This window comes from Sphingopyxis sp. SCN 67-31 (assembly GCF_001725095.1).
Genome location: NZ_MEFH01000012.1, coordinates 37,847 through 62,750, shown reverse-complemented (window position 1 = coordinate 62,750; position 24,904 = coordinate 37,847). Strand labels below are relative to the sequence as shown.

General features: G+C 63.4%; 16 protein-coding genes. 10 read left to right on the top strand and 6 right to left on the bottom strand.

The window, feature by feature from the left end; translation table 11 throughout:
- The first annotated feature begins 380 nt into the window (after positions 1-380).
- The 4 genes from ABS88_RS01315 to ABS88_RS01300 all read left to right on the top strand — a co-directional run bounded on the left by ABS88_RS01315 (position 381) and on the right by ABS88_RS01300 (position 4,033).
- Entirely contained in the window at positions 381-656 is a 276-nt protein-coding gene (locus ABS88_RS01315; RefSeq protein ID WP_039858559.1) for a metal/formaldehyde-sensitive transcriptional repressor, read from the top strand.
- 14 nt (positions 657-670) lie between these two features.
- Positions 671-2,680: a heavy metal translocating P-type ATPase gene (locus ABS88_RS01310; protein ID WP_200894447.1), complete on the top strand. Its 2,010-nt coding sequence runs from the start codon at positions 671-673 to the stop codon at positions 2,678-2,680.
- A gap of 156 nt (positions 2,681-2,836) precedes the next feature.
- Positions 2,837-3,406 carry a cytochrome b gene (locus ABS88_RS01305; protein ID WP_007015468.1) on the top strand — a complete coding sequence of 190 codons (570 nt, stop codon included), beginning with the start codon at positions 2,837-2,839 and terminating at the stop codon, positions 3,404-3,406.
- A 120-nt stretch (positions 3,407-3,526) separates the two neighbouring features.
- Positions 3,527-4,033 carry a superoxide dismutase family protein gene (locus ABS88_RS01300; protein WP_007015469.1) on the top strand — a complete coding sequence of 169 codons (507 nt, stop codon included), beginning with the start codon at positions 3,527-3,529 and terminating at the stop codon, positions 4,031-4,033.
- 121 nt (positions 4,034-4,154) lie between these two features.
- On the opposite strand, the gene ABS88_RS01295 is transcribed toward ABS88_RS01300, so the two are convergent.
- Positions 4,155-5,297, bottom strand: coding sequence for a site-specific integrase (locus ABS88_RS01295; RefSeq protein ID WP_039858563.1), 1,143 nt, complete (start codon positions 5,295-5,297; stop codon positions 4,155-4,157).
- A 117-nt stretch (positions 5,298-5,414) separates the two neighbouring features.
- Between ABS88_RS01295 and ABS88_RS01290 the strand changes: the two genes are divergently transcribed.
- On the top strand, positions 5,415-6,476 hold the full coding sequence (locus tag ABS88_RS01290) for a hypothetical protein (RefSeq protein ID WP_007015471.1): 1,062 nt from the start codon (positions 5,415-5,417) through the stop codon (positions 6,474-6,476).
- A 2,255-nt stretch (positions 6,477-8,731) separates the two neighbouring features.
- On the opposite strand, the gene ABS88_RS01285 is transcribed toward ABS88_RS01290, so the two are convergent.
- From ABS88_RS01285 to ABS88_RS01275, 3 genes are all read right to left on the bottom strand, one after another.
- Entirely contained in the window at positions 8,732-9,847 is a 1,116-nt protein-coding gene (locus ABS88_RS01285) for a replication initiator protein A (RefSeq protein ID WP_007015473.1), read from the bottom strand.
- 80 nt (positions 9,848-9,927) lie between these two features.
- A complete protein-coding gene (locus ABS88_RS01280; protein ID WP_039858570.1) occupies positions 9,928-11,007 on the bottom strand; it encodes a ParB/RepB/Spo0J family partition protein in 1,080 nt (359 codons plus the stop codon).
- Positions 11,004-12,200, bottom strand: a complete 1,197-nt coding sequence (locus ABS88_RS01275; protein WP_007015475.1) for an AAA family ATPase — start codon at positions 12,198-12,200, stop codon at positions 11,004-11,006. The genes ABS88_RS01280 and ABS88_RS01275 overlap by 4 nt, the downstream gene beginning before the upstream one ends.
- 528 nt (positions 12,201-12,728) lie before the next feature.
- Here ABS88_RS01275 and ABS88_RS01270 point away from each other — a divergent pair.
- The 4 genes from ABS88_RS01270 (at position 12,729) to ABS88_RS01260 (ending at position 19,015) form a co-directional block, all read left to right on the top strand.
- A complete protein-coding gene (locus tag ABS88_RS01270) occupies positions 12,729-13,574 on the top strand; it encodes a DUF7146 domain-containing protein (RefSeq protein WP_007015476.1) in 846 nt (281 codons plus the stop codon).
- Positions 13,575-13,646: 72 nt separating this feature from the next.
- A complete protein-coding gene (locus ABS88_RS25105; RefSeq protein WP_443027893.1) occupies positions 13,647-14,036 on the top strand; it encodes an alcohol dehydrogenase catalytic domain-containing protein in 390 nt (129 codons plus the stop codon).
- Positions 13,931-14,653, top strand: a complete 723-nt coding sequence (locus ABS88_RS01265; RefSeq protein ID WP_200894566.1) for an NADP-dependent oxidoreductase — start codon at positions 13,931-13,933, stop codon at positions 14,651-14,653. Before ABS88_RS25105 ends, ABS88_RS01265 begins: the two co-directional genes overlap by 106 nt.
- Before the next feature lie 150 nt (positions 14,654-14,803).
- Positions 14,804-19,015, top strand: a complete 4,212-nt coding sequence (locus tag ABS88_RS01260; RefSeq protein ID WP_286748714.1) for a strawberry notch family protein — start codon at positions 14,804-14,806, stop codon at positions 19,013-19,015.
- A gap of 213 nt (positions 19,016-19,228) precedes the next feature.
- On the opposite strand, the gene ABS88_RS01255 is transcribed toward ABS88_RS01260, so the two are convergent.
- Positions 19,229-20,209, bottom strand: coding sequence for a hypothetical protein (locus ABS88_RS01255; RefSeq protein WP_286748729.1), 981 nt, complete (start codon positions 20,207-20,209; stop codon positions 19,229-19,231).
- Between the two features lie 5 nt (positions 20,210-20,214).
- The gene (locus ABS88_RS01250) at positions 20,215-22,566 is read right to left on the bottom strand and encodes a phospholipase D-like domain-containing protein (protein WP_007015481.1); all 2,352 of its coding nucleotides are present in this window, start codon (positions 22,564-22,566) and stop codon (positions 20,215-20,217) included.
- A 187-nt stretch (positions 22,567-22,753) separates the two neighbouring features.
- On the opposite strand from ABS88_RS01250, the gene ABS88_RS01245 reads away from it, so the two are divergent.
- On the top strand, positions 22,754-24,823 hold the full coding sequence (locus ABS88_RS01245) for a ParB/RepB/Spo0J family partition protein (protein ID WP_007015482.1): 2,070 nt from the start codon (positions 22,754-22,756) through the stop codon (positions 24,821-24,823).
- The last annotated feature ends 81 nt before the right edge of the window (positions 24,824-24,904 follow it).

The following is a 24,904-nucleotide window of genomic DNA, read 5'->3' as shown; positions in this document are numbered from 1 at the left end:
CGGGAGCATCACGACTGCCATCCGACTCGGTAGCATCAGGCCCATGCTTATGGTCGCTGGTCTCGAAGACGATTCGGCTGAATGGCAGATGGTCGTGGCTGCTCGCTGCACCGGATTGGTGCTGAATCCGATCGACTACGCTCGCCGTGCTGGCGCTCGCAAAGGCAAACGCCAACGCGACACAAAGCGTCGAGCAAAGCCCAAAAAGTCGAAGGCGAAAAACCCCAATCACGACCGCCGAGCATAAGCCGCCAGCGAAAGAAGGCAAGTATCATGCAGAAATCCAGGCGCGCGTGACTTCGATCCGACGCATTTCCGCGCCTGTAGACACAGATCAAAATAGGGTAGTGGGCTATCCCTTTGGCTGGTAGGAGGTGCGCATGGCACACACGATTCGCGAGAAGACCAAGCTGCTGAACCGCGTCAGGCGGATTCGCGGTCAGATCGAAGCGGTGGAACGCGCACTCGAAGGTGAGAAGGGCTGCGCCACCGTGCTGCACCTCATCGCCGGCGCGCGCGGCGCATTGAACGGTCTCATTGCCGAGGTGGTCGAGGATCACATCGAGATGCACGTCGCGGACCCGGCACTTACGCCCCAAGAGCGCGAGGACGGTGCCGGAGAACTTATCGACGTGGTGCGAACCTACTTCAAATAGGACTGGAATCGAAATTGGCTGCTGACATCTCCAGACGAACCCTTGCGGACGCAGCCGATGCCCGTACCATAGCGCCAGCGGCCGGTAGCGATGTGGCAAGCCTCGACCGCGACCGTCATGATCACGATCATCATGACGACCATCACGATCACGATCATCCTTTTGAATGGCCGGAGGCCGTGCGGATCGTGCTGGTTGCGCTTGCTGCCGCCGCTGTCTGGTTCGGTCTGTGGGAGCCGTTTCCGCGCGTCAGCGTGATCGGCGTCGTCGGCCTCGCCATCGGCGGATGGCCGATCTTCAAGGAAGCCTTCGAGAACGTCCTTCAGCGTCGAATGACCATGGAGCTTTCGATGTCGATCGCCATCGTCGCGGCGGCGGCCATCGGCGAGTTCTTTACGGCGCTCGTCATCACCCTGTTCGTGCTGGTGGCCGAAGTTCTCGAAGGCATGACGGTCGGACGGGGCCGCAAGGCGATCCGCGACCTCCTTGAATTTCTGCCACGCGAAGTATCGGTGCGCCGCACCGGCGCGGTGAAGACCATCTCCGCCAACGAGCTGAGCGTGGGCGACGCCATTCTCATTGCTCCCGGCGGCCGCATCCCGGTGGACGGCATCGTGCTCAGCGGCCACTCGTTCGTCGATGAATCGCGGATCACGGGCGAATCGATGCCCGTTGAGAAAATCGAGGGAACATCCATCTTCGCCGGCTCGATCAATCAGTCGGGCGCGCTCGAAGTCCGGGCCGAGCGGATCGGGCGCGATACGAGCTACGGCAAGATCATCGAAGCGGTAGAGCGCGCCGACCGCTCGCGCGCGCCCGTCCAGAGGCTGGCGGATCGCATGGCGGGTTATCTCGTCTATTTCGCGATCGGCTCCGCAATCGTCACCTGGCTCATCACCCGCGATCTCTATTCCACTATCTCGGTCATCATCGTCGCGGGCGCCTGCGGCATCGCGGCGGGCACGCCCCTGGCCATCCTGGGAGGCATCGGTCGCTCGGCCCGGCTCGGGGCGATCATCAAGGGCGGCGTCCACCTCGAAACACTCGGCAAGGTAGATACGGTCGTCGTCGACAAGACGGGCACCTTGACCTTTGGTCGGCCCGAGATTCACGGACTCGCGCCTGCCGAAGGCGTGAATGAGGACGACCTGCTTACTGCCGCCGCGGCCGCCGAGCTGCGCTCCGAACACCCGCTCGGCAAGGCGATTATCCAGATGGCCCGTGCGCGGAGCCTCGCCATCAGCGAGCCCGACCGCTTCGACTATACGCCGGGGCGTGGCATTGCCGCCGATGTCGCCGGCAGCAAAATTCTTGTCGGCAACGACGCCTGGATGTCCGACAACGGCCTGGTTGTCCCCGATGACGCGGGGCCGGGCATTGAGGCCGCCTCTGACGTGTTCGTGGCGCGTGACGGACGCTATCTCGGGACAATCGCTATCGCAGACACGGTCCGGCCCGAAGCCCGCGCCGCAATGCAGGCGCTATGGCTGATGGGCATCAAGACAATTCTGCTCACCGGCGACACGCCAGCGGTTGCCAATGCCGTGGGCCGTTCACTCAACATCTCGCAGATCGAGGCTGGCCTGTTGCCCGAAGATAAGCTCGCACGCATTCGCGGCCTGATCCGGGATGGGAAATGCGTCGCGATGGTCGGCGATGGGGTCAACGACGCACCGGGCCTTGCCGAGGCGAATGTCGGGGTCGCGATGGGATCGGGCACGGACGTGGCGCAGGAGAGCGCGGACATCGTGCTACTCGGAAACGATCTGGCGCGCTTTGTCGACACCCTCAAGGTGGCGCGGCGGACGCGCGGCATCATCTGGCAGAACTTCGGCGGAACCATCGCCATCGACCTGTTGGGTATCGGTCTCGCGGCCTTCGGATATTTGGGGCCGCTGCTCGCTGCTTTCATCCATGTCGCATCGGAACTGACCTTCATCCTCAATTCCGCGCGTCTTCTGCCGCCCCGTTCCCAGCTTGGCTCATCCCAGGTTGTGTCCGGAAATCGTGCCGCGGGCGAATAGAGTCTGGTGCCTGCGAAATCCCTTGCTTCTCGTTGGCTTGAACAGAACAAGGGAAGGCGACTTACGCGACACGAACGCCATTTGTGACCACTCGTCCAAACCGCCGACTGGCTCTGATCCGTACCAGCCTCGCCATCACTCGACCGGGAGGTTCCGATGCAAGAATCCAGATCCCGTTATTCCACGGTCTCGATCATCCTCCATTGGACGATCTTCGTGCTTATATTCGCCAACGCGACCTTCGGGGGCTGGATGGAGGACGCGCAGCCATCGGAGAAGCTCGGCTATTACCAGCTTCATAAATCCGTTGGCATCACCGTCCTGCTTTTGAGCCTGTTCCGGCTCGGATGGCGGATCGCGCATCCATGGCCCCCTTTCCCACAAGGCATGAAACTGTGGGAACGCCTCCTCGCCCGCGGCACCCATATTCTCTTCTATGTGCTGATGATCGGGGCGCCGCTATTGGGATGGGCCGCGGCGTCGGCCGGTGGAGCACCCGAAGTCCCGCTGTACGGAGCTGTGCCCGCCCCCAATCTGCCTTTGCCGCAAGGCGAGGATCTATCCGAGACCTTCGGGGACTGGCACAAGATCCTGGTCAAGGCGATCTATGTCGTCCTCGCCCTGCATGTGCTGGGGGCGCTCAAGCATCATTTCATCGACCGCGACCTCGTGCTGCATCGCATGTTGCCGCTCATAGGGCGCAACAGGGTGGAGAATGACCACTAGCGGTCGCTATCCCCGCGCGGCGGCCGAGATGCAATTGCGTCCATCGCATTGGTCCAAGATAATTATGTGGAAGGAGAAAGAGTGATGAAATCTATGAGAACTGCTTTGGCAGTCGTTGGAATGGTCGCGGCCACGGCCGCGATCGCGCAGACATCCGCACCGCCGAGCATCAAAAGCGACATCGTGCTGGCGGGCGGGACCAAGATCGGAGAAGCGACCTTGACCAACGGCCGTACCGGCGTGCTCCTCCGCTTGACAGCCTCCGGATTGACGCCGGGCTGGCACGCAATGCACTTCCACGCGACCGGCGACTGCTCGGACCAGGGCTTCCAGAAATCAGGCGCCCATATCAACCATGACGGCCACAAGATGCCGCACGGGCTCCTTAATCCGGAAGGCCCGGATTTCGGGGAGCTTCCGAACATCTATGTGGGGGCAGACGGCACCGCCAATGCCGAAGCCTTCTCCGCGCTCGTCTCGCTAGGCGCAGGGTCCGACCGGCCGAACCTGCTCGACGCCGATGGATCTGCGCTGGTGATCCACGCCAGCCCCGATGACCATATCACGCAGCCGATCGGCGGCGCCGGTGCGCGCGTCGGCTGCGCTGTGATCCGGCCAGCCAGCTAACGGCACACTCTCGTCTCTCGTCGGGGCGTTGCAACAGAGACGATTTGCGGGAATCGTCTCTGCAATGCCATGGCGCGCGCCTTGGCCTGCGCGGCGACGATGTTCTGTCAGCGGCGCGGCATTACTCGCCAACCCTCACCGCCATCCTTGCGCTCGCCCCGCTCTTGGCGGCTAGCTGCGCGCCATAGCGCAGCACCGTCTTGGGATCGCGCCAGCGATAAGCTTGCATGATCGCAGGCAGGCTTTCCCTCGCCGCAAAATTGTCCTGCGCCACGCCCACACGCAGCGAATGGCTCGACACGGCCGCAACCCAGCGCGCGACTTCCGCCTCGCTCATAGGGCCAAGCAGCTTCTTGTCGAACGCCCGCTGGACCAACCGCTTGTAGAGCAGCGTGATACTGTTGGGATGCAGCCGCTTGGTGCCGATCGCCGCGATCGAGCCGTCAAAATGGGTTTCGATGCGGCGGAACAGCGGCCCCTTGTCGATATGCGCCGCCTCGCGCCAGCGCGCGATCGCCTTCATGGTCGCGGGCGAGAGATAAGCCCAGGCCCCCTCGCCTTCCTGATCGGTCTTGCTGGTGGGCACGAACAAGGCCCCTGCCCCGCCCGCGTCCGGTCCGTGGATATGGTCGACGTCGATCGCCACCAGCTCCGAGCGGCGCGCACCCACATCATAGGCGACGCGCAACAGCGCCTCGTCGCGCAGGCCCATCACGTCGCGCCGGACCGCCTTGATAAGATGTGCGAGGCATACGCCGCTTGGCGGGCTGTCGAAATCGGCAATGTCGCCCTTGAAGCGGATTGCGCGGGCCTGGCGCTGGCGCACGCCCCGTTTCTTGCGGGCGGCCTTCTTTTCGAGCGTCACCAACTCCCCGGCAGTAGGATCGGCAAGACCGGCCATGCGATAGGCCCGCCCGATATAGGAGACATAGCGTTCGATCGTCGCCATCGCGCGGACCTTTTCGGCCGAGGGGTCGATGCCCGACAGCGCGCGAATATAGGCGGCCACATCACTCTGCGTCGCCCGCACCGGAGCGATGCCATGACGGCGGCACCAGTCGCCCCAAACCTTCAGGTCCGAGCAGAAGGCGCGGCGCGTATTGTTGGACCAGCCCCGCACCGCGGCCGCAACCAGTTCTTGATCGAGGCGGATGCCGGCGCCGACCAGATCGCGCACGTCCTCGACGACTTGCGCCACCGACGGATCGGGCGGCGCGGCCGCCGGCGACGGCAGCGCCAGCGGTTCGGGCGGGTCAGTGGTCATGGGGACGAGGATTAGCGCGGTCACTTTCTAAAGTATAGGGTGTTGATAATGATCTATTATCAACACTGTGCGTCCCGGCATACTTTACCGAGAGATGATTTCAGTTCACTATTGGCTATGGAAAGCCGACCCGTCACCGCCCGCTACGGACCTGATTATACCCCGAAAATGGTCGCGGCGATAGCATCGTGTTCGACGGCGATCGGGCGGCTCGACGCCCGGTTTACCGTCAGTCCTGTAGCCAAACCGTGGGCGATACGCACCGCGTGGACCGGCTACGCGAAGGCGCTGCAACTGCAATCAGCCGAGGTCGAGGAAATCGACGTATTTTCGTGGGGCTGTGGCCTCAAAGTGCCCGGACGCCCTGCCCTTCCCAGCCATCTCGACCTGTTCGACCGCTTCGACCAATGGCGCGCGGCGCTCGACGATCCGGACACGCTGGCCTGGCGCGACCAGCTCCCGACCGCGATCGGGGAACCCGCGACGGCGGCCGAGCATCCGCCCCTTGTCCGCGCGCTCGACACCGTGCGCCAGCTCGCGCGGATCGACCACAGCATCAAGCCCTGGCTTGGCCTGCCCTTCGCGCTGCGCGACCGCGGGCTTGCCGCCACCCCCCTGCCCTGTCTCGCTGGCGGCGTGAAAGCGTTTCGGTTCAAGCGGACGATCAGCGACGAAGACTGGCACGCCGCGCTACGCGGCCTCGAGCATAGCGTCACTGCAAACTTGGAACGCCTGCACGATCTCGAGCGGCTCCATCGCGATGCGCAGCGCGCGATCGTTGCCGAATATCGACCGGGAGTCCTACCCGCGCTCGCGGCGCTCCTCCATCACCGGCCCCTGCTCTCGCCCCGATCGGTATCCGAGCTGCTGAGCATGAGCGTGGCCGGCGCCAGCAAGCTCCTCACCCGCGGTGTTGCCTGTGGTCTGCTCATCGAAATCACCCAGAGGCGCACATGGCGCGTGTTCCTGAGCACCGACCTCGCCGTCGAATTTGGCTATGCAGCGCCCAAGCGCGGCCGTCCCCGCAATGAACCCCCTTCCCTTCCCGCAAACCGGGGGCTGGCGGACGTGTTCGACGCTTTCGATCAGGAGATGGCGAATATCGACGAGCTTCTTCGACGTGGCGCGGGCGTTGCTTCGGCGATCGGGCGCGCCGGCGATGACTCGATCCCTGTTTGACCTCACCCACGTACCATCCCTCCTTTCAGACTAGCGTGAGATTGCCGTTCTTTCGGTTGATGCGACTGTAAAATGGGACGGCAAGTCGCAAAGCGCTGCGACGACCAGAGGGCGCGAGGCTCTCTTTCGGTCAGCGCGGGACTGGCGATCGGCCGACCTGCTGCGCATCGCCATCAAACTTGGCTGCGCATAGCCTGTCAGCGGACTGCGCAGGCGTCCCTCCCCTTCCCAGCATCGGCTTTCCACTGCTTCGAGAAATTCGACGTGGAGGTGCCTGTGATGATAGACCGGCACCAACTATGCCTGCTGCCAATTTGTGGGAAGTGGTTGCTGCTATGCGCGATGGCTGACCCCGCTACTTGGCGTGCATGCTCAGATCCGGCCTGTGACGGGTTATAAGTGTCGTTTCAGGCAGAATGCGCTCTGGTGATGCCTTGCCAGGAAGCCCGTACAGCGCGGTCTGGGGTACTTTGCTTCCCAAGGGACGTCGGGCGCTGGCAACGCGCTCAGCGGGCTCTGGGCGGCTTTTTGCGGCATTTCGTATTTTGTTCTGGTCTCTCAGCGCTGTTTCGGCGGAAGTACCTTGCGTTGTTCCCAGTGACAACCGGATCAAAATGTCCCTAAACGTTGCCAACGGGACGAGCAGCGGTCGGTGGTGATTGACCGGGGTCAGGTGCGCGGCGACGAGGCGCCGACGACGGCGGTGCGGCTCGACGGGGTTATGCAGTTAGAGGAGGCGGTCAATCCCTGCCCTTCTTTCGTCTTAGCTTTTCAAAGACAGGAAACGCCGCAGGCGCCGTTAATCTCTTTAGAGAATAGGATAAAAAGTTAGGCTGTGGATGAACATTCCGCGACTCGCCGAGTCAGTGCGAGTCGTAACCATAAGTCCGTTCCCGTTATACCGTTTCACCGTTCCTGAAATACCCTGCAAGCCGTTCCCGATGAACCGTGATTCGGTTCCTCATGTACCGTGCGCCGTTCCTGAAATACCGTGCCGAACTCTGCAGCAGGCAGGCCTGACCAACTCGGTAAAACGTGTTTTACTCAGCCCGAATCTGCCTGTTTTCCGTGGGTTCCGGCCACTTTGATCGTCTGGCGCTGAAAGTTGAGTGGGCGACATTGGGGGCGCTCTCCCAAGCTTCGACGTGCCCAATGGCGACTGCCTTAGCAAGTGGCGAATCCTCACACGACTCAACGACGGTCCTTTAGGAACGGATCGCTGGACTGCGGCGTCGTCGGGCGGCAGTGTCGGCGCATTCTCAAGCCGAACGGTCGCGGCCCCGCCATTCCGTGGCTCGTATTGTTGAGCTTTCGGCGATGGCGGCCACTTCTTGAACGGTACATTGGGAACGCATTCCCGGCGGGGCGATGGTCGCGAGGCGTGCATTTTGCACGAGACCCGCTTCCGCCCATTTGGAGCCGACACGGTATTTCAGGAACGGCACCAAATACAGCGAGGCCAGATCCTTCCCTCCCCTACGCCGTGTTCGTAAGAAGAGCCCCCTTACCGCTCGGATCCTGACACCGAATTCCTCTGCTCAGAGCTTGTACGGATCACGACGATCCGACGACGGCTCAATAGGAAGCTTGGCGGCTGCTTTCGCTGCGCGGTGTCGATATGGTGGGTGCCGGTGACATTGACGCTGTCTCACCGACATTTCCTGCGGGTTGGATTTCCGTAGGGCGGCATGCAGGGCCGCTATGGCAAGTGGACCTGGGTCAATGTGCGGTTCTGGCGTTGGCCGGGGCAAGGCGTCTGGGATGCCATGGTGCGGGACGCTGCTCGACCTTGAGCTTGCTGCCGAATGGAAACACAAGATCGACAACACGACCGCCTGTTACGAAGACCGCATGTCCTCCGCCGACGTGTGACGCACCTTGTGGACGCGACCTCGCCTACGTCGATCATCGCGAATTCGACACACGGCGTTCCGGCAAGGCTAATGTGATCAGGAATTCCGACCGACAGCACCGTTCCTCAAGTACCGTGCGGACGAGCTGCATGTCTGCATCGCCGGGTTGAAGGGCTGGTAAACAGGTCCGAGGCGGATGCTGTGCGGGCAAGGGCGGCCGCTAAAAGTCCGCCAATGCCTGCCTCACGGTCTTCCACCGACTGCCCATAAAACCATGTGCGTTGAGATCTGAACCACAACTCGTTACTTCAGGAACGCCCAGCTGGATGTTTGGCCTGGACGTGCCGCGCATTTACGAGCGTGTTCCTGAAGGACCGTTACGCTGGCGGGCGTGTACGTTGATCAGTTTACAGGGCGCTGCTTCGCGCAAAAGGTGGCGAAAATCTGCGTGATGTTCTTCGCATCAAACGCGATCTCGCGTTGACGCAAGAAGGTCCGGAAGTCGTCTCCCACGAGGCCATGGTCGCGTTGCGGGCTCGGCAGGTTGGCGCGGGCGATCGCACCAAATGCCGAATGTGAAATATGGCCGCTCGTGGGGAAGGAGATCGAGGCCTCCTCAGGTGCTTTAGCCTTGGCGACCGGAGGCGAAACCTGGGTGAGGGCAGGGGAGGGCTTACCCTCCTCGGACAGCTCGCGATCGCGCCGAATCATACGCAACAGCGGTTCGGCATCGTCACGCTGTTCGATCTCCAGCGAATAGCCCGGCAGATCGTTTTCCCGGGCGATCTTGGTCATTTCGAACTTGAAGCGCCGATAGTCGCCTTCTGCCCCTGACTTCTCGAAGAGCGTGGGCATTGAGATGGCGAAGCCATCCCTACCGGCCCCACCGGCATGCTTGCGCGCGACCCGATAGAGCCAGCGTTCGCGGCCGCCAGTCATCGAGAAATAGGCGGGGTCGATGGCGAGCACGCCGCCGTCCATCAGGACACCGTCGTAGAACCATTTAGCGAGTGTGATCCTCATCCCGCGGACAGTGCCCGAACGATCCTTGAGCTGGCTGTAGCTGTCGATCCAGGAGAAGGTGGTCTCGACAGCATCCCCCGAACGAATGTTCGTCTTCACCGTCGTCGATTGGAGACGGTCGAGCGCATTTCCCAGGAGATCGTAAGCGCGTCCGCCGACCTCGCGCTTGAGCGTCTTCAGCATATCGTACGGAACGACGTGCAGCGTCTGAGGGATATCGTTGGTACCCCGGCGCTTGTGCTCGATCAAAACCGACGCGCAGTAGATCAGGATATCGAGATCGTAGATGGTCGCCAGGCCATATTCCGAGTTCGCGGAGACGTGGACCGTGATCTTTCGATCGGGGCTTACATAGTCGATCGGCTTGAGCCGCTTGCGCTTGGACAGCGAGAAAAAGGGCCGCTCCATCGTCTCGCGCTGATCCCGGAGAGGAAGCGCAGTCAGCTGAGGGAGAAAGAGGTCTACCTGACCGTCTTCGCGGTGATCCTGTTGCATCTCGTGTCCCGTGGCGTCGGTAAAACGCATTTTACCGGGAGCCAACTAATTGAAAATAAACACTTAAATCAGATTTCTGCCTAATTCCGACTGAACTTCGCACTTTCAATGGCAGGGCGAAGCGCTTCGAGAATCTCCTCGACCGAAGCTGCGCCCTTTGGATTGATGTTGATGGTAATACCCTTAGCCCGTGTATCGGCGAGGATCTGGCCGATCTCCTTGCCTGAAGCGGCGGTGAGGGCGGGCTTGGCTCGGGGAGGGGGCATCTTCGACACCGCAGGCGTCGCCGCGGCTGCAGCCAGGCGCTCGCAAACCTTGATCCCCTCTATCTTGTCGCTCCCGGCATCCTTCAGCGCCTGCTGCTCCGCACGCAGCGCCACAGCCGCGGCGATGATCGCGTCGCGGTACTGCTCGTTCTTCAGCAACGGGGAGAGCCGCATGCCGTGCCGGACCTTGACGTCTCCAGGCTCAGCAAACGCTGCTACAACTTCGTCCGGCAACTCCGCTAGCTGGAGGAGGTTGTGGAGGTTCTGCTTGGGGATCGCCAAGCGATCGGCCATCTGCGTGCGCACGCCGTTGTAATAGGCATCTACGGCGTGCCTGTAATTGCGCGCCCGTTCGAGATCAGTGACGTCCTCGCGCTCGCGGTTTTCAAGATCTGCGAGCCGGAATGCGGCCTCATCGTCAAGCGTCTCGATACGAGCAACGAGCTCGATTTCGCTATGGTTGTTGGCATGTAGCCATGAAACCGAGAAATGGCGGCGGGTGCCGACGATCAACTCATAGGGATTGTCGGCGTTCGGCGTCCGCCGCACAACAACCGGCTCGCGGTTGGATCCTTCCTCCCGGATGGAGTCGATGAGCGACGCACAGCGTTCGTAGCTCAGAGCTGCATGATCGCGAGCGTTCCCCGGCCAGATAGAGCATTCCGAGGGCTTCAGACGGATCGTCGGGCGTTTGACGGTGCGTGCAATCTCGTCGAACGCAATACCGCGCCGCTCCAAAAAAGAGGGTGTGGACGGCTCGTCGACGGGCTTGTCGCGATCGACCAGCACTTCGGCGTCGACCGCCTCTGGCACGGAAGTCGGGGCAGGGGTCGTCCCGATGCTCTCGATGGCGCTCGCCAGTAGACTGCGACGCCTGCCCCCAGCGCTGCTCATGCCGCCTCCGTCAGTCTGTCGGTGCCGACCTGCGCCATCCGCGACGGCCACTGTTTGCAAATATCCTTTTCGATCTCGCGAAACACCATGTTGAGGTTGTCGCGGCACCGCGTGTAGGTCTGGTGTGATCCGTATGGCTTGTTAATCTCGTAGATCGACGACATCGACAGACCGGCATTCTTGATCTCTTCCGACAGGAGGATCGGCGTCGATAGCATCTGACCGGCGTAGGTTTTCTCCATGACCTGAAGCATCTGCGCTTCGTTGGTCCTGTTGGGCTGGAACATGGTGCAGACGACACGAATGAACCCGTAGTCGATCGAAGTATCGAACTTCGAGACGAGGTCCATCGCTTCCCGACAGGTCTGCATGAAATGGATCGTCGAAAGATAGTCGAGCTGCCGGGCCGGCACGGGGATCAGCAAGCCGTCCGCAGCCGTCAACGTGTTCACACCCAAAAAGCCCATGGCCGGGGGAGGATCGAGGATCACGACATCATAATCGTGCCGCACTTCTTCCAGGCCGATCCTCAACATCCTGAACGCGCCGGCAATGGCGGTCGGGCCTTCCTCGATGGTTGCGGTCAGTTCCCATTCGGTGTCCTGCAGGCCCAGGTTCGCCGGGCAGATATCGATATTGGGCCAGGCGGTCTTCTGGATCGTCTTTCGCAGCGAATCGGCTTCGTCGATACGCGGCGAGAGGAAGTTCGAGAGCGTATGCGTCTCGTCCACCAATGCCTCGAGATTGACGTCGAACATCACACTCATCGAGGCCTGGGGATCGCAATCGACCACGAGCACTCGGTAACCCCGCAGCGCCAGATAATCTGCGAGATGCTTGCCCGTCGTCGATTTGCTGACGCCGCCCTTGAAGTTCTGCACGGCGATCACGACGGCTCGTTCCGAGGGCAATTTGCCCATCTTGATGCCCAGCTTCTCGCGGATCGCGATCAAGTCCTCGACTGTGTAAAACCGGCGTCCATTGGCTGCCGTCTTGGGAGCGGGCAGTCGGCCACGCGCCTCCGCCTTGGAAAGCGCTTCCGGCGTTCGCCCGAGCAATTCAGCGGCGACGGTTGCCCCCATTGAAATGTTCAGCGTTTTGCGATCGGATGGATCGATAGCCGCTTGCCGCAGGACCGTCTTGGCATTCTCGCACGAGGTTATCATCGCATCGAGAATCTGACCCGACAGCATGGGCATGTCCCCTTCTTGAACCCAAACCGGCCACGGTTCGTGAAAATTACCGCATAATGGCCCCTAATCCCGGACAGCTATGCCAAATACAGGGTAGTTAGTCAAATAGGGCGGCAGGATCTGCGGCACTCAGGGACAGGCCTCCTTGTCGCCGCCGAGTCCCGGACCGTTCGGGAAGTATCATTTCACCTAGAAACCCTCCCGAAAATCAAGATGAGTCGCCCACCTGCACGCCATGCTCAAGGACTTATCCGCAAATATCGTCAGACTTGCACGCCCGGCCGACGCCAATCCAAAGCAACGCGAATCGCCTCAAAGTTTCTCCGCAGACACAGCGCACAGGGGAGGAGGATCTAAATCCACACCGACTCGGCACCAGCCAGGGCTATTCTTTGTCATCAAAAGATTTTGTGACACGCCTCATTGCACGGTCCGTTGGGCTTAGCTTTTCAATAGCATCCGAAATGATGCGCTAGAGGCCGGCCGAGGAGAAGGGGAGGGGGGACGAGGTTGTGAAAGGAGCCGATCATGGCCCTCACAGCCGAACGACCTTCCCAGCAACTCATCGATCTCGTTGGCGCACTTGGTGGCACCTGGCATGGAAGAACCGCGATGTGCCTGTGCCCGTCGCATTCCGACAGCACCCCAAGCCTGTCGATCCGCCAGGGTAATCGCGGCATCCTGGTGACCTGTTTCGCCGGGTGCGATCGAGAAGACATCCTGCGCGAACTCCGGCGCGTACCGATCCGCAATCATTTCAGCTACACCGATGTTTCGGCGGTCTCGTCCGGCAATGCAAACCGGCTATGGGATGACGCCCTTTCCCTCGAAGGTACGCTGGCGGAACGCTATCTCGCGTCGCGCTACCTTGCGCCGATGACCGAGGATCTCCGTTTCCATCCGCGATGCCCGTACCGGCCAAAGCCCTGGACAAGCTTCCACCCGGCTCTTCTTGTGGCGGTGCGAGAAGGGCGGCGCCTGACAGCCGTGCAGCGAATATTCCTCGATCCGACAACGGCGCGCTATCGCATGAAGCTCATGCTCGGTCGGCCGGCGGCGGGCGCGTGGCAGGGAGGAGGGCGGGGCGCCGCCGTCCTCGCACTCGCCGAAGGCTTCGAGACCGCGCGCGCCTTCACCATTCTCAATGCGCTTCCATGCTGGGCAAGTCTCGGAGCGAGGCGCCTTCACCAGATCCGGCTGCCGGAGCAACTTCAAACCCTCATCCTCGCCCAGGATAACGATGCGGAAGGCGCCCGCGCTGCCGACCAGGCCGAGCAGTTCTACGCTCGCCCGGGCCTCACGATTGAACGAATGCCGCCGCCGCGCGGCATCAAGGATTGGGCAAGGGTGCTCGAGAGACGCATGGCAGCATGAGGGGCCGTCACCCCTCCAACCTCTTGAAGGAGGAATCTATCAACGCCGGCCGATCTCAGGCATGATACGACCATGAAGGCCTTTATGCTGACAGGCTATGGGGGCCCCGAGGCGACAGTAGTTCGCGAGATTCCGCGTCCCGAACCCGGGCCGGGTGAAATCCTGGTTCGTGTGCATGCGGCCGGCCTAAATCCCGTCGACTTCAAGACGCGTGAGGGCATGCTGAAAATCGTCCAGCGCTATCCCTTGCCGATCACGATGGGAACGAACTTGCCGGCGTCGTCGAGACGTCCCCGACAGCCAGGACACAATTCGCTCCTGGTGATCGCGTCTTCGCGCGGATGCCCAAGGAATCCATGGGCGCGTTCGCAGACTACACCGTCGTGCCGGAAGGCCTTTTGGCCAGGATGCCCGCGACGCTTGATTTCGCTGTGGCCGCAGGCGTGCCACTTGCGGGCCTGACTGCGCTTCAGGCCCTTCGTGACGAATTGCAGCTCAGGCCGGGGAGCCGCGTGTTCATCCCCGGCGGTGCCGGAGGCGTCGGCACATTTGCCATCCAGATTGCCAGATGGCTCGGCGCCGAGGTTACGACCACGGCTTCAGAGCGGGGCAGGGCACTGGTCGAGCGCCTCGGTGCCGACGTCGTGATCGACTACACGTCACAGCGTTTCGAGGATCATGTGCGCGACATGGACGGTGTCTTCGACCTGATCGGCGGGGATACCCTCATGAAGTCGTTCCAGGTCGTGAAGCCTGGCGGGAAGGTCGTTTCGATCGCCGGCATGCCCGAACCGCAGACAGCAAGACAGGATCTCGGCGGGGGCTTTTTGCTCACCGCGCTGTTCTGGGCGGTGAGCTATCGGCTCCGCGCGCAGGCAAAGAAGCACGGCGTCACCTATCGATATCTGTTCATGCATCCGAGCGGACCTGAGCTTGCCGAACTCGGCGGCCTCATCGAAGAGAAGAAGCTCGAGCCTGTGATCGACCGCGTGTTTCCCTTCGCCGACATAGCGGACGCATTCGTGCATCTCGAATCCGGGCACGCGAAGGGCAAGATCGTGGTGCAGATGCCGGCCTGACGGGCTGGGACAGATTCCGGCGCTTCACACTATGGCTGTTCCGCTTCCAAGGCCCCTGCCCCAGAACATGGCCAACACAGCGCAATGAGAAGGGGAGGGGGGTCGGAGGATTGATGCTGCCGATGGGGCAGCCAGTCCGGAGACCCCACCATGTCCGATCTCTTCGATACCGCCACCGCGGCTGAACGCCGCGCGGCCGTCATTCTTGCCGATCGCCTGCGTGCGACCGACCCGATCACCCGCGCGGATCTCAACGCGGCAATGATCGAGGGTTTCGGGGGAACGGACGCCGATGGCTTCTGGACCCAGCGTGATAGCTTCGAGATCCTCGAACACGCGCTCGCGCACCATCTCCAGTTCGGCCCCTATCCCCTCCACTCGCTCGATGATGTCGGAGCCGCCTGCGATCTCCTTGACCGGCTGCCTACCCAGACCGTTCGCAGCGAGGACCAGATCGAATGGCAGCAATTCTCGACGCCCATCGATCTCGCCGCGGTCGCGGTTCTCCTCGCCAACATCCAGAGAGACGATGTCATCCTCGAGCCGAGCGCCGGCAACGGGCTCCTCGTGGCGCATTGCCGGGACTATGGCGCGCTCCAGCTCAACGAATATGCATCGGCTCGCCGGGCCCGCCTTGCAGACATTTTCCCGGACGCGGCCGTCACCGGCCACGACGGCGCCACGATCAACTCCAGCCTGGCGGCGGCAACGCGCCCCAGTCTGATCCTCATGAACCCGCCATTCTCGCGGTCGGTCGGGCTAGGCGCCGACGCCCACGCCGCCGTCCGCCATCTCCAGGCAGCGCTTCGCCGGCTGCGCGGCGGCGGCCGTCTGGTTGCGATCATGCCCGACTGGTTCGGTCCCAATGCGCGGATGCGTGATCTCTTCGAGACCACGCTGCGCGATGTCAGCGTGCGGACCTCGGTGCGACTCGAGAAATGCTATCTGAAGCATGGCACCAGCATCGCGGTCCGGCTGTTCGTGATCGACAAGGTCCCCGGCACGACCATTCCCGCGACGATCCAGCGCACCTCCATCCGCGAGCTCATCGGCGCGCTCACGATTCACGAGCGCGGGACCCTCGCAGCGCCATCGGCACCGGCTCCCAAGCGATCGAGCAGCCCCTCACTGTTCCGCGCCATGAAGAGCAATCGCGCGCAGCCGCGGCCCTATTACGTTCCGGTCCGCAACAACGTGCTGCCCGTCGACTACGCGCCGCTCGAGACGCCCGCGCCGCTGCTCGACCAGGTCGGCGTCTATCTTCCCTATCGCCCGAGCCGGATCACCTTCGACGCGGCCGGCGAACATCCGACCGCCCTGGTCGAATCCGTCGCGATGGGCTCGATCGCGGCGCCGATCCCGGCCTATGTGCCGCGGCTCCCCGAACGCACAGTCTCCGAACGTCTGCTGTCGGCCTCGCAGCTCGAAACCGTCGTCTATGCGGGACATGCTTGGGACCAGTTTCTGCCGGGGAAGTTCAGGCCCGCCAAGGAAGGTGTCGGGCTCGAGGAAGCGCAGGATGGCCGCGCCTATCGCATGGGCTATTTCCTCGGCGACGGCACCGGGGCGGGGAAGGGGCGGCAGGTTGCCGCGTGCATCCTCGACAGCTGGCTCGCCGGGCGCCGCCGGAACATCTGGATTTCGAAGAACGAGGCGCTGCTCGAAGACGCGCGCCGTGATTGGACTGCTCTCGGCGGTCTCGCGGCCGACATCCAGCCTCTCTCCAACTGGAAAATCGACCAGGCGATACCGCTGGAGCAGGGCGTGCTCTTCGTCACCTACCCGACGCTTCGTTCGGCACGCGGCGATCATAGCCGTCTCCAGCAGGTCATCGACTGGGCAGGCGACGACTTTGAAGGCGTGATCGGCTTCGACGAGGCGCACGAGATGGGCGGCGTCGCCGGCGGCGAAGGCGCGCTCGGCAAGAAGGAGGGCTCGCAGCAGGGCATCTCCGGCGTGCTGCTCCAGAATCATCTGCCCGGCGCGCGCGTCCTCTACGCCTCGGCAACCGGCGCCTCCGACGTCAATAACCTCGCCTATGCCGTGCGGCTGGGTCTGTGGGGGCCGGAAACCGCCTTCAGCAACCGCGAGCAGTTCATCTCGGGAATCCGCAAGGGCGGCATCGCCGCGATGGAGCTCGTCGCTCGCGACCTGAAGGCGCTCGGCCTCTACACCGCCCGCGCGCTGAGCTTTGCCGGCGTCGAATATGACATCCTGCGGCATGAACTGACGCGCGAGCAGATCGCGATCTACGACGCCTATGCCGACGCCTGGGGCATCATCCACCGCAACATGGAGCATGCCCTCGAATTGACGGCCGTGGTCGACGGGCTCGAAAATGCGACCCTCAACAGCGGCGCCAAGGCGTCGGCGCGCTCGCGGTTCGAGTCAACCAAGCAGCGCTTCTTCGGCCAACTCCTTCTCAGCATGAAGCTTCCGACCGTGATCGCGGCGGCGAAAGCCCATCTGGCAGCAGGGCAATCGGTGGTCCTCCAACTCGTGACCACCGCGGAATCGATCCTCAACCGGCGGTTGGGCGATCTCTCGCCCGACGAGCGCGCGACGCTGGAAATTGATTTGAGCCCCCGTGAGTACATTATCGACTACCTCGAGCGGGCTTTTCCGACCCGGCAAATGCAGGTCTTCAAGGACGACACTGGCACGCCGCGCTCATTGCCGATGGTGGGTGACGATGGGCATCCGGTCTACAATCCCGAGGCGGAAGCCGCGCGCGATGCTCTCATCGAGAAACTTTGCGCCATGCCGCCCATCATGTCCGCGCTGGACGCTCTGCTCGAGCATTTCGGCCACGACAATGTCGCCGAGGTCACCGGCCGCACCAAGCGCCTCATCACGGCAAGCGACGGCCGGCAGAAGCTTGAGAGCCGATCGGCCCGGACGAGCCAGGCCGAAGCCGCCGCGTTCATGGCCGGCAAGAAGCGCATGCTGGTCTTCTCCGACGCCGGCGGCACGGGCCGAAGCTACCATGCCTCGCTTGATGTTCTGAACCAGGAGCAGCGCGTCCACCTGTTGCTCGAACCCGGTTGGCGCGCCGATCGCGCGATCCAGGGCCTCGGCCGGACCCACCGCACGCATCAGGCGACCACGCCGCTGTTCCGCCCGGTGACGACCGACTGCAAGGGCGAGTTGCGCTTCACCAGCACGATCGCGCGGCGCCTCGACAGTCTCGGCGCGCTCACGCGCGGCCAGCGCCAGACGGGTGGGCAGGGGCTGTTCGACCCGGCCGACAACCTCGAAAGCGAATATGCCTGCGCGGCGCTCCTCTCCTGGTTCGACCTGCTCGCGGCCGGCAAGCTCTCAAGCACCACGCTCGACGACTTCCAGCATCGTACCGGCCTCGAGCTCTGCGACAAGGATGGCGTCCTCAAGGACGAGATGCCGCCGATCCAGCGCTGGCTCAATCGAATCCTCGCGCTGCCGATCGCGCTGCAGAACAGCATCTTCGACGAATTCCTGTCGCTGATCGAAACACGCGTCTCGGCCGCGCGCGAGGCAGGACGGCTCGACGTCGGCGTCGAGACGATCCTCGTCGACAAGGCCACGCTGATCGACGACGTCGTGCTGCGTACCGATCCACGCACCGGGGCCACCTCGCATCTCCTCACCATCGAGATAGCGCGGCGGCGCAACCCCGTGTCCCTCGAGCGCATCCTGCGCATTGCCGACGGCGACGGCAGCGCCGGCTTCATGATCAACCGCAAGTCGGGGAAGGCCGCGCTTCGGACCCGGGCGCGATCGCTCATGGAGGAGAAGGAGGGGACGCCCATTGCGCGCGTCGAGATGATGCGACCGACGCGCAACGAATATATGCGCGAGGACGACCTCTACGAGTCCTCCTGGGAGGAAGTCGACCGCGTGACGTTCAGCACCGAATGGACGAGGGAAGTCGAAATAGCCCGGGAAACCGTCGACAGCGAGACGATCCGGCTCGCGACGGGCCTGTTGCTGCCGATCTGGTCAGCCCTGCCGAGCGATCATATGGCGGTCAACCGCATCGTTGATGGGGAAGGGCAGTCCTGGCTGGGGCGCCTCGTGTTCGACGATCATGTGCCCCAGCTCTTCACCAAGCTCGGGATCGATCGTTCTGATACGCTCCCGCCCGACGCCATCGCCAAGGCAGTCTCGGCGGGGCGCAGCGTCGATGTCTCGCACCCGTTCCCGCTCACCATCAAGCGCTCGGTCGTCAACGGTTCGCAGCGGATCGAGCTGGTGGGTTGCCCACACGAGCGGCTGCCTTGGCTCAAGTCGATCGGCTGCTTCACCGAAGTGATCCAGTATCGCACGCGGGTTTTCGTACCGATGCCGTCGGCAGAGGCGATCCTCGGCCAGATGCTCGGTTAAGTGTCTGCCGAAGCCCGAATCGTCATTTGCAAAACACGGAAAAACTTCCAAAAAGCGGGCCGCAACACGCGGTGGCAGCTCGCAGAGACGTTGTCGGCGGTCCGTGCTCTGCCTGACCCGCGAGTGCCTTCGCCTCGAAAGTCCCCAGGCCGCGGGGACATGAGTTCGCGGATAACGACCAATCCCTTGCACGAAGATGACACTCCCGTCGATCTATAGTCGACCGCATTCGACGAGTAGGCTTGTAGCCGTTTCGAGGCGGTCGGGTGTCGGCTCTGGAGGATTGCCCTGGCGCGTCGTGCCCGGCGTGAGCGTCCATCCGCCCTCATCCATGACAATCCGCAAACGGAGGATCGTCTTGCCCCGATTGCGAGCGTCGGCCATGCGCATTCTGATGTCCTCGTAAGTCGCCTCCTCGTCCGCGAGATCCGCATAGGCAGCCTGGATCAGAGCGACGCCTTTCTGGCGGGCGGGCGCCGCGCGTTCGCCGCCGAGCCTGGTGAACATGGCCTTCGCTTCGGCCGCGCGAGGCTTGTCCATCGTCCAGAGTTTACCCCAGCGCTCGGCGTCCGCCCGCTTCACGCTGACGCTTCCGAAGCGATGGAACGCCTCGTGATCCAATTCCGCCTCGAAGCGCTTTTCGAAAGCGTCGAGCACCGGCTCGAGGGCGGGATCGGGCTGGAATATGCCAGCGGCGCCCTCGATCGGGATCAACCATCCCATCGTGCGCAGGCTCGGGCCGTAGTTCAGAGGCGATATGAAACCGGTGGAATAGCGTCGCATGTTACGCCGGGCTTCCCATTCCTCGCCGCCAAACCGATAGCGCACGGCATCCAGCATCGGGCGCATGGCCTGTGCTCCGGGTATGTCGGCTTTGGGATCGATCAGGAACTGGGACCAGGCGTAGATCGCCTCGATCCGGTCGACGAAATCGCGCATTTCCTCGGGCTGCGCGCTCTGTCGCCTTCCGCGCTCCAGGATATGGCGGACACGCCGCCAGGCCCAGGCCATCAGCGTATAGGGCCGGATGTGGCTTGCCACGTTGTTGAGGTCAGGGAGCACCCGGTCCATCAGGCCGAAATTGATCTGGCGCAGACCGAGCGGATCCACACCCCCCATGCCGATCTTGCTTCTGTCGACCGGACGGGGTTCGCCGGCGGTGCGTGCGACGTCGAGGAGTTCGTTCAGATCCATCACGATCAGCAATCCCGATTAAGCAGGATTCGGCCACAGCAGCTCGCCAATCCCCGCAGCCGCAGATCCTCTCCGGCCGCAAGGGGAAGCCTCATATTGCAACGAGGGCACGACGCTCTGAAGGTCTCGAGTATCATCAGCTTGGCGAACGACGCGGGATCGCGCAGCGCCCGGTCAAGACTGGGCCAGTGCGGCGACGAGCGAAGGCTATCAAATCCGACATCGGGACCATGCCCATCGCTGGCGGCAAGATAGGCGTCGATCTGCTCGCCCATGGTCCTTGCCGTCAGCACTTCGCCGAGAAAGCCGTCCAGGTCGATGCCTTGGCCGAGCAACGCCATGAAAGCCGGGATCACATCTGGAGAGACGGCAATGGTGGCCGGATCGATCCCGCGACGCAGGAAATAGCGTCGCGCCCGAATGGCATTGTCGTCCCGTCGGCCGGCGGCATGATGAAGGAGGATGGAAGCGGCGGCGAGGTCGCTTTCGGGGCTGTCAAGCGCGGCGATCTGCGGCAACACCTTGTCGAGCCAGAGTTGCACCTTGGCCGGTGCCGGTCTGATCCGGTCGGCCAGGAAATGCGACAGCGACAGCGCCATGAGCGCGTTACGACCCGCGGCCTCAGGCGCCAGCATGGTCATCAGGAGTTCGTCGAAGATCTGGAGCGACCGATAGTTCGCCGCTTCTTCGGACCTCGCTCGCTTCTCGCGGTCCTTCTCATCGTCGTCGTCATCATCGTCGGTTTCGCCGCCGGCGCCCCAGGGGCCCCGCGATTGTCTAAACACGGCACGGATCAGAGCCATGGTGTGGCGCCATGCGGACGATGTTTCCTCTCCGGGCGCTGCCGACAGCAAGTTAGCGCCGAGGGCAGCCGCATTGAGGTCGGCGAGCGTCACCACGCCTTCGATCCCGTCTGGCCGGCCGCCACTACCGCCACCGCCGATGCCGAGCGATGCGGGCATGCGACTCGGATCCTCGCGAAACCACGCCAGGATGGCGGCGACGTCGGTCGGCGTTTCGGTGCCGGCGAGCATCGCCATGAGCCGCGTGGCGATCGAACCTGTGCGCCGGATCAGCTCGAGCGCCGCCGCAATCGACACGAAGCCTTCCCAGCGTCGGCCGCCCTGCTCGAGTCCGAGGATCAGACGACCGTTTTCCCAGCTTTCTAATTCGATGCCCGGCGCATCGAGCTGGAAATGGCCGTCGCCAGAGACCACGACCGGACCCAGCGCATGGGATCCCCTGGGGGTTCGCAGCACGGCGCTTGCGTTCCCGCCAAGCCTCGGTGTCAGCGCGCGGCCCGCTATCCGTTCTCCTTCCAGCGAGGCGCTCAGGATTCCGATCGCGGAGTCGCTCGTCTCGTTCTCGTCCAGCGCGTCTGCCGGGAGGCGGGCAGGGGCCGTTCCCGGGGCCGTCACCCAGTAGCTCTTGCTGCCCCGCTGGACCCGGAGCACCCCGGCCTCGACGTTTCGCCCGAACAGACCGGCATGCGTCACATTGGCGCTGCCGCTGAGAAGGAGGCGTCCCTTGCGGCAAACCAGTTCGATCGACTTGGCATGGAGCGGTCTGTCATCGTGGCCGAACGCGTCAGCCACGTCGACCGGCTGCCACTTGGGTCCGCCCTCGAAGGGCCAGGCATTCGAGCCCGGACCGCGGACCGTTCCTGCGGGATGGGCATGGAGATGCGCTTTTTCGATACCCAGCAGTGTCGCGAGCGCATCCAGCCCGTCGGCGCGTAGATCGTAATAGGGCGAGACCGCCGTAAGGCGGGTCACGCCGCCAAGGTCGTCGGCATAGAGCGCGAGCTGTTCCGCGATCGGCGCATCGAGGCTGTGCACCACATGGATATGGCCCGTCCGCGGCTGTCCCTGCGCCGATCGTCGCAGAAAGCCGGCAATCGTCTCGCAGGCAGGCCCTGCCGTCGTGATGATCTGAGCCGACGCGGCGAGCTGTTCGAAAAACGCCGCCGCATCGTCGAATGCATCCGCCGCGAAGCTTGGGTGCAGATGCTCGACCAGCTCGAGATTGCCGCCCCAGCCCGCGAAAGTCAGGTTGCCCGATCCGACGAGCAGATGAGCATCATCATCGCCGAACAGCGCGCCCACTTTTGCGTGGAACACCCCTTGATTTGCGCAGGCGACGGCTTCGATCTCATAGTCGCGGCCGACCCTGCGCGCACCTTCCTCGCTCAGGCCGGCGCGCACGCCTTCCGGATCGGCCAGGATGAGAGCATTGCGGCTACCCCCGCGAAGCAGCGCGTCGAGAAGCACTGCCTCGAAGAACGACAGCGAAAGCGCATAGGTCGTGAAGGCAGCACGCTTCCACGGCGCTGCCGAGATCAGATCGAGCGGATTCACACGTACCCCCTTGGTTCCAGCCTAATCGCTCGCCAGTTCACCGACAGTAAAAATCGAAGCTGGACCGAAAAGCGATCGCTCGGCGGCTCTGCAGCTCGCTGGTTCGCCGTAAGCCAATCGGGGAAAGGGAAGGGGGGGACGGAGCTGGTGTCCGGGATGATCCGGACGCCAGATGGAGCTCCTTCCCATGACCGCATCCGTTAAGCTCGCCAAGCTCACGCTTTCACCCATCAACGTCCGCAAGCGACCCGACGAACTGCTCGAAATCCCGCAGATGGCGGCCGATCTCGAAGCGCGCGGAGTCCTGCAGAACCTGCTTGTCACCCCCGTCCGGAAACCGCGCGGCACCTTCGAGGTGTTCGACGGCGGCCGCCGCCTGCGCGGCCTGCGCCTGCTCGCCGAGCGCGGCGTGATCGACCCCGAGACCTATGACGTTCCCGTGAAGGTCCTGGTCGGTGACGAGGCGACCCTGTCCGAGACTTCGACGGCGGCCAACTTCCACCAGCTCAAGATGACGCCGGCCGAGGAATGCCGGGCGTTCCAGTATTTCATTGGGCTGACGGGCGACATCGACGGCGTTGCCAAACGCTTCGGCCTCACCCGCCGCTTCGTCGAGGGCCGCCTGCGCCTTGCGACGCTCGCCGAGCCGATCTTCGAGGCGCTGAGCGAAGGCACGATCACGCTCGACGTCGCCAAGGCCTATGCGTCGACAGAGAACCAGGAGAAGCAGCTGCTCGTCTGGAACAGCTACGGCACCAGCTATTCCAACGCCGACACCATCCGCCGTGTTATCGCCAACGAGACCATGAACTCGACCGATCCCGTCGCCATCCTGGTCGGCGAGGACCGCTACGCGGACGCCGGCGGCAAGGTCGATCGCGACCTCTTCAGCGACAGCGGCGACAAGTGGGTCAATCCCGAGATCGCGCAGCGGCTCGCCGCGGACATCATGGAGGCAGAAGCCAAGCTTGTCGGCGAGGAGCTCGGCCTTGGCTGGATCCGTCCGATCGCGTCCAACTATACCCACAGCGCCGCCGCCGGCCTCTATCGCGTCATCCTGCCCACCGCGGACCCGACCGAGGAACAGCAGGCCCGGCTCGAGGCGATCGCGGAGCGTCAGCAGGCGATTTCCGTGGCGATGGACGACGAAGCCATCGGCGAGGACGCGTATAAGGCGCTGGACCAGGAATATGACGCGCTCAGCGCCGAGGAGCTTGCGATCCGCAAGGTCGCGCCAGTTCTGCCGGACGAACTGCGGCCGCTGGTCGGCGCCTTCCTCAAGCTGACGCCCAAGGGCGAAATGGTGCTCGACGCCGAATATTACAGCGAGGAGGCTATCCGGATCGGCGGCACCGAGGACGAGACGGGCGACACCGCGGACAAAGGTTCGCGCGGCCGGCCGAGCGGTGCCGGCAGGGAATCCGCGACCCCGGCCTCCCGGCCGGAAGCGGTGGCTCCGGGCGGCAAGCCGCTCAGCGCGCGGCTCTACGACGAGCTCGCGATGCAGCGGCGCGACGTCCTGGCGGCGACGCTCCTCAGCCACCCGGCCCTCGCGCTCGATTATGCGCTCTTCGTCATGATCGACGATCGCATGACCGCCGAAAGCGCCTATGGCTCGACCATTCGCGCTCGCTCGCCCCAGGACCCGGTCACCGGCGAGCAGCCTGCGACCCGCGCCCGTAGCTATCTCGCCGAAGCCCATGACGGGCTCGATGCCGGCTGGACCGAGTACCAGTCGCAGGTCGACCGGTTCGAGGCCTTCCGCGGTCTCGACGACGACGCCAAGGCGGCCTGGCTCGCCTATATCGTCGCGATGTCGCTCGAAGCGCCAAATTCCCGCGCCGAGCAGTCCCCGCTGCAAAACCGGCTTGCGACCATCATGGAAATCGATGTCGCAAGCTGGTGGCGGCCGACCTCGGAGAACTTCTTCGACCGGGTCAGCAAGGGTTCGATCCTGACCTTGCTCGCCGATGTCGGCGGTGCGGCGCTCACGGCGCGTCACGCGACGATGAAGAAGTCCGAAATCTCGGAATCGTGCGCCAAGCTTTTCGCCGGCGAAGCGATCGTCGAGCCGGAGGTTCGCGACGCGGCGCTCGCCTGGGTGCCGAACGCGATGAAGTTCCTCGATTCTGCGCCCGCCGACGATCTCGATGTCGACGACGAACCCGAGGACCAGGGTGGCGATCAGGACACGGTCGCGGTGAACGACGCCGATGGCGAACCTCAGCTGGACGATCAGGACGCGCTCGCGGCCTGACGCCTCTCACCTCCTGGAGTGCTGACCGCCGGCGCGCAGACACGCGTCGGCGGTTTCCCTTTCCCGCACAGCGGAGTTCTC

Excerpts from the sequence above, each read along its gene's own strand:
- ABS88_RS01305 (WP_007015468.1), top strand. The coding sequence starts at position 2,837 with ATGCAAGAATCCAGATCCCGTTATTCCACGGTCTCGATCATCCTCCAT.
- ABS88_RS01260 (WP_286748714.1), top strand. The coding sequence starts at position 14,804 with ATGTCCGATCTCTTCGATACCGCCACCGCGGCTGAACGCCGCGCGGCC.
- ABS88_RS01315 (WP_039858559.1), top strand. The coding sequence starts at position 381 with ATGGCACACACGATTCGCGAGAAGACCAAGCTGCTGAACCGCGTCAGG.
- ABS88_RS01285 (WP_007015473.1), bottom strand. The coding sequence starts at position 9,847 with ATGCAACAGGATCACCGCGAAGACGGTCAGGTAGACCTCTTTCTCCCT.
- ABS88_RS25105 (WP_443027893.1), top strand. The coding sequence starts at position 13,647 with ATGAAGGCCTTTATGCTGACAGGCTATGGGGGCCCCGAGGCGACAGTA.
- ABS88_RS01270 (WP_007015476.1), top strand. The coding sequence starts at position 12,729 with ATGGCCCTCACAGCCGAACGACCTTCCCAGCAACTCATCGATCTCGTT.
- ABS88_RS01265 (WP_200894566.1), top strand. The coding sequence starts at position 13,931 with ATGGGCGCGTTCGCAGACTACACCGTCGTGCCGGAAGGCCTTTTGGCC.
- ABS88_RS01245 (WP_007015482.1), top strand. The coding sequence starts at position 22,754 with ATGACCGCATCCGTTAAGCTCGCCAAGCTCACGCTTTCACCCATCAAC.
- ABS88_RS01290 (WP_007015471.1), top strand. The coding sequence starts at position 5,415 with ATGGAAAGCCGACCCGTCACCGCCCGCTACGGACCTGATTATACCCCG.
- ABS88_RS01300 (WP_007015469.1), top strand. The coding sequence starts at position 3,527 with ATGGTCGCGGCCACGGCCGCGATCGCGCAGACATCCGCACCGCCGAGC.
- ABS88_RS01255 (WP_286748729.1), bottom strand. The coding sequence starts at position 20,209 with ATGGATCTGAACGAACTCCTCGACGTCGCACGCACCGCCGGCGAACCC.
- ABS88_RS01295 (WP_039858563.1), bottom strand. The coding sequence starts at position 5,297 with ATGACCACTGACCCGCCCGAACCGCTGGCGCTGCCGTCGCCGGCGGCC.
- ABS88_RS01275 (WP_007015475.1), bottom strand. The coding sequence starts at position 12,200 with ATGCTGTCGGGTCAGATTCTCGATGCGATGATAACCTCGTGCGAGAAT.
- ABS88_RS01280 (WP_039858570.1), bottom strand. The coding sequence starts at position 11,007 with ATGAGCAGCGCTGGGGGCAGGCGTCGCAGTCTACTGGCGAGCGCCATC.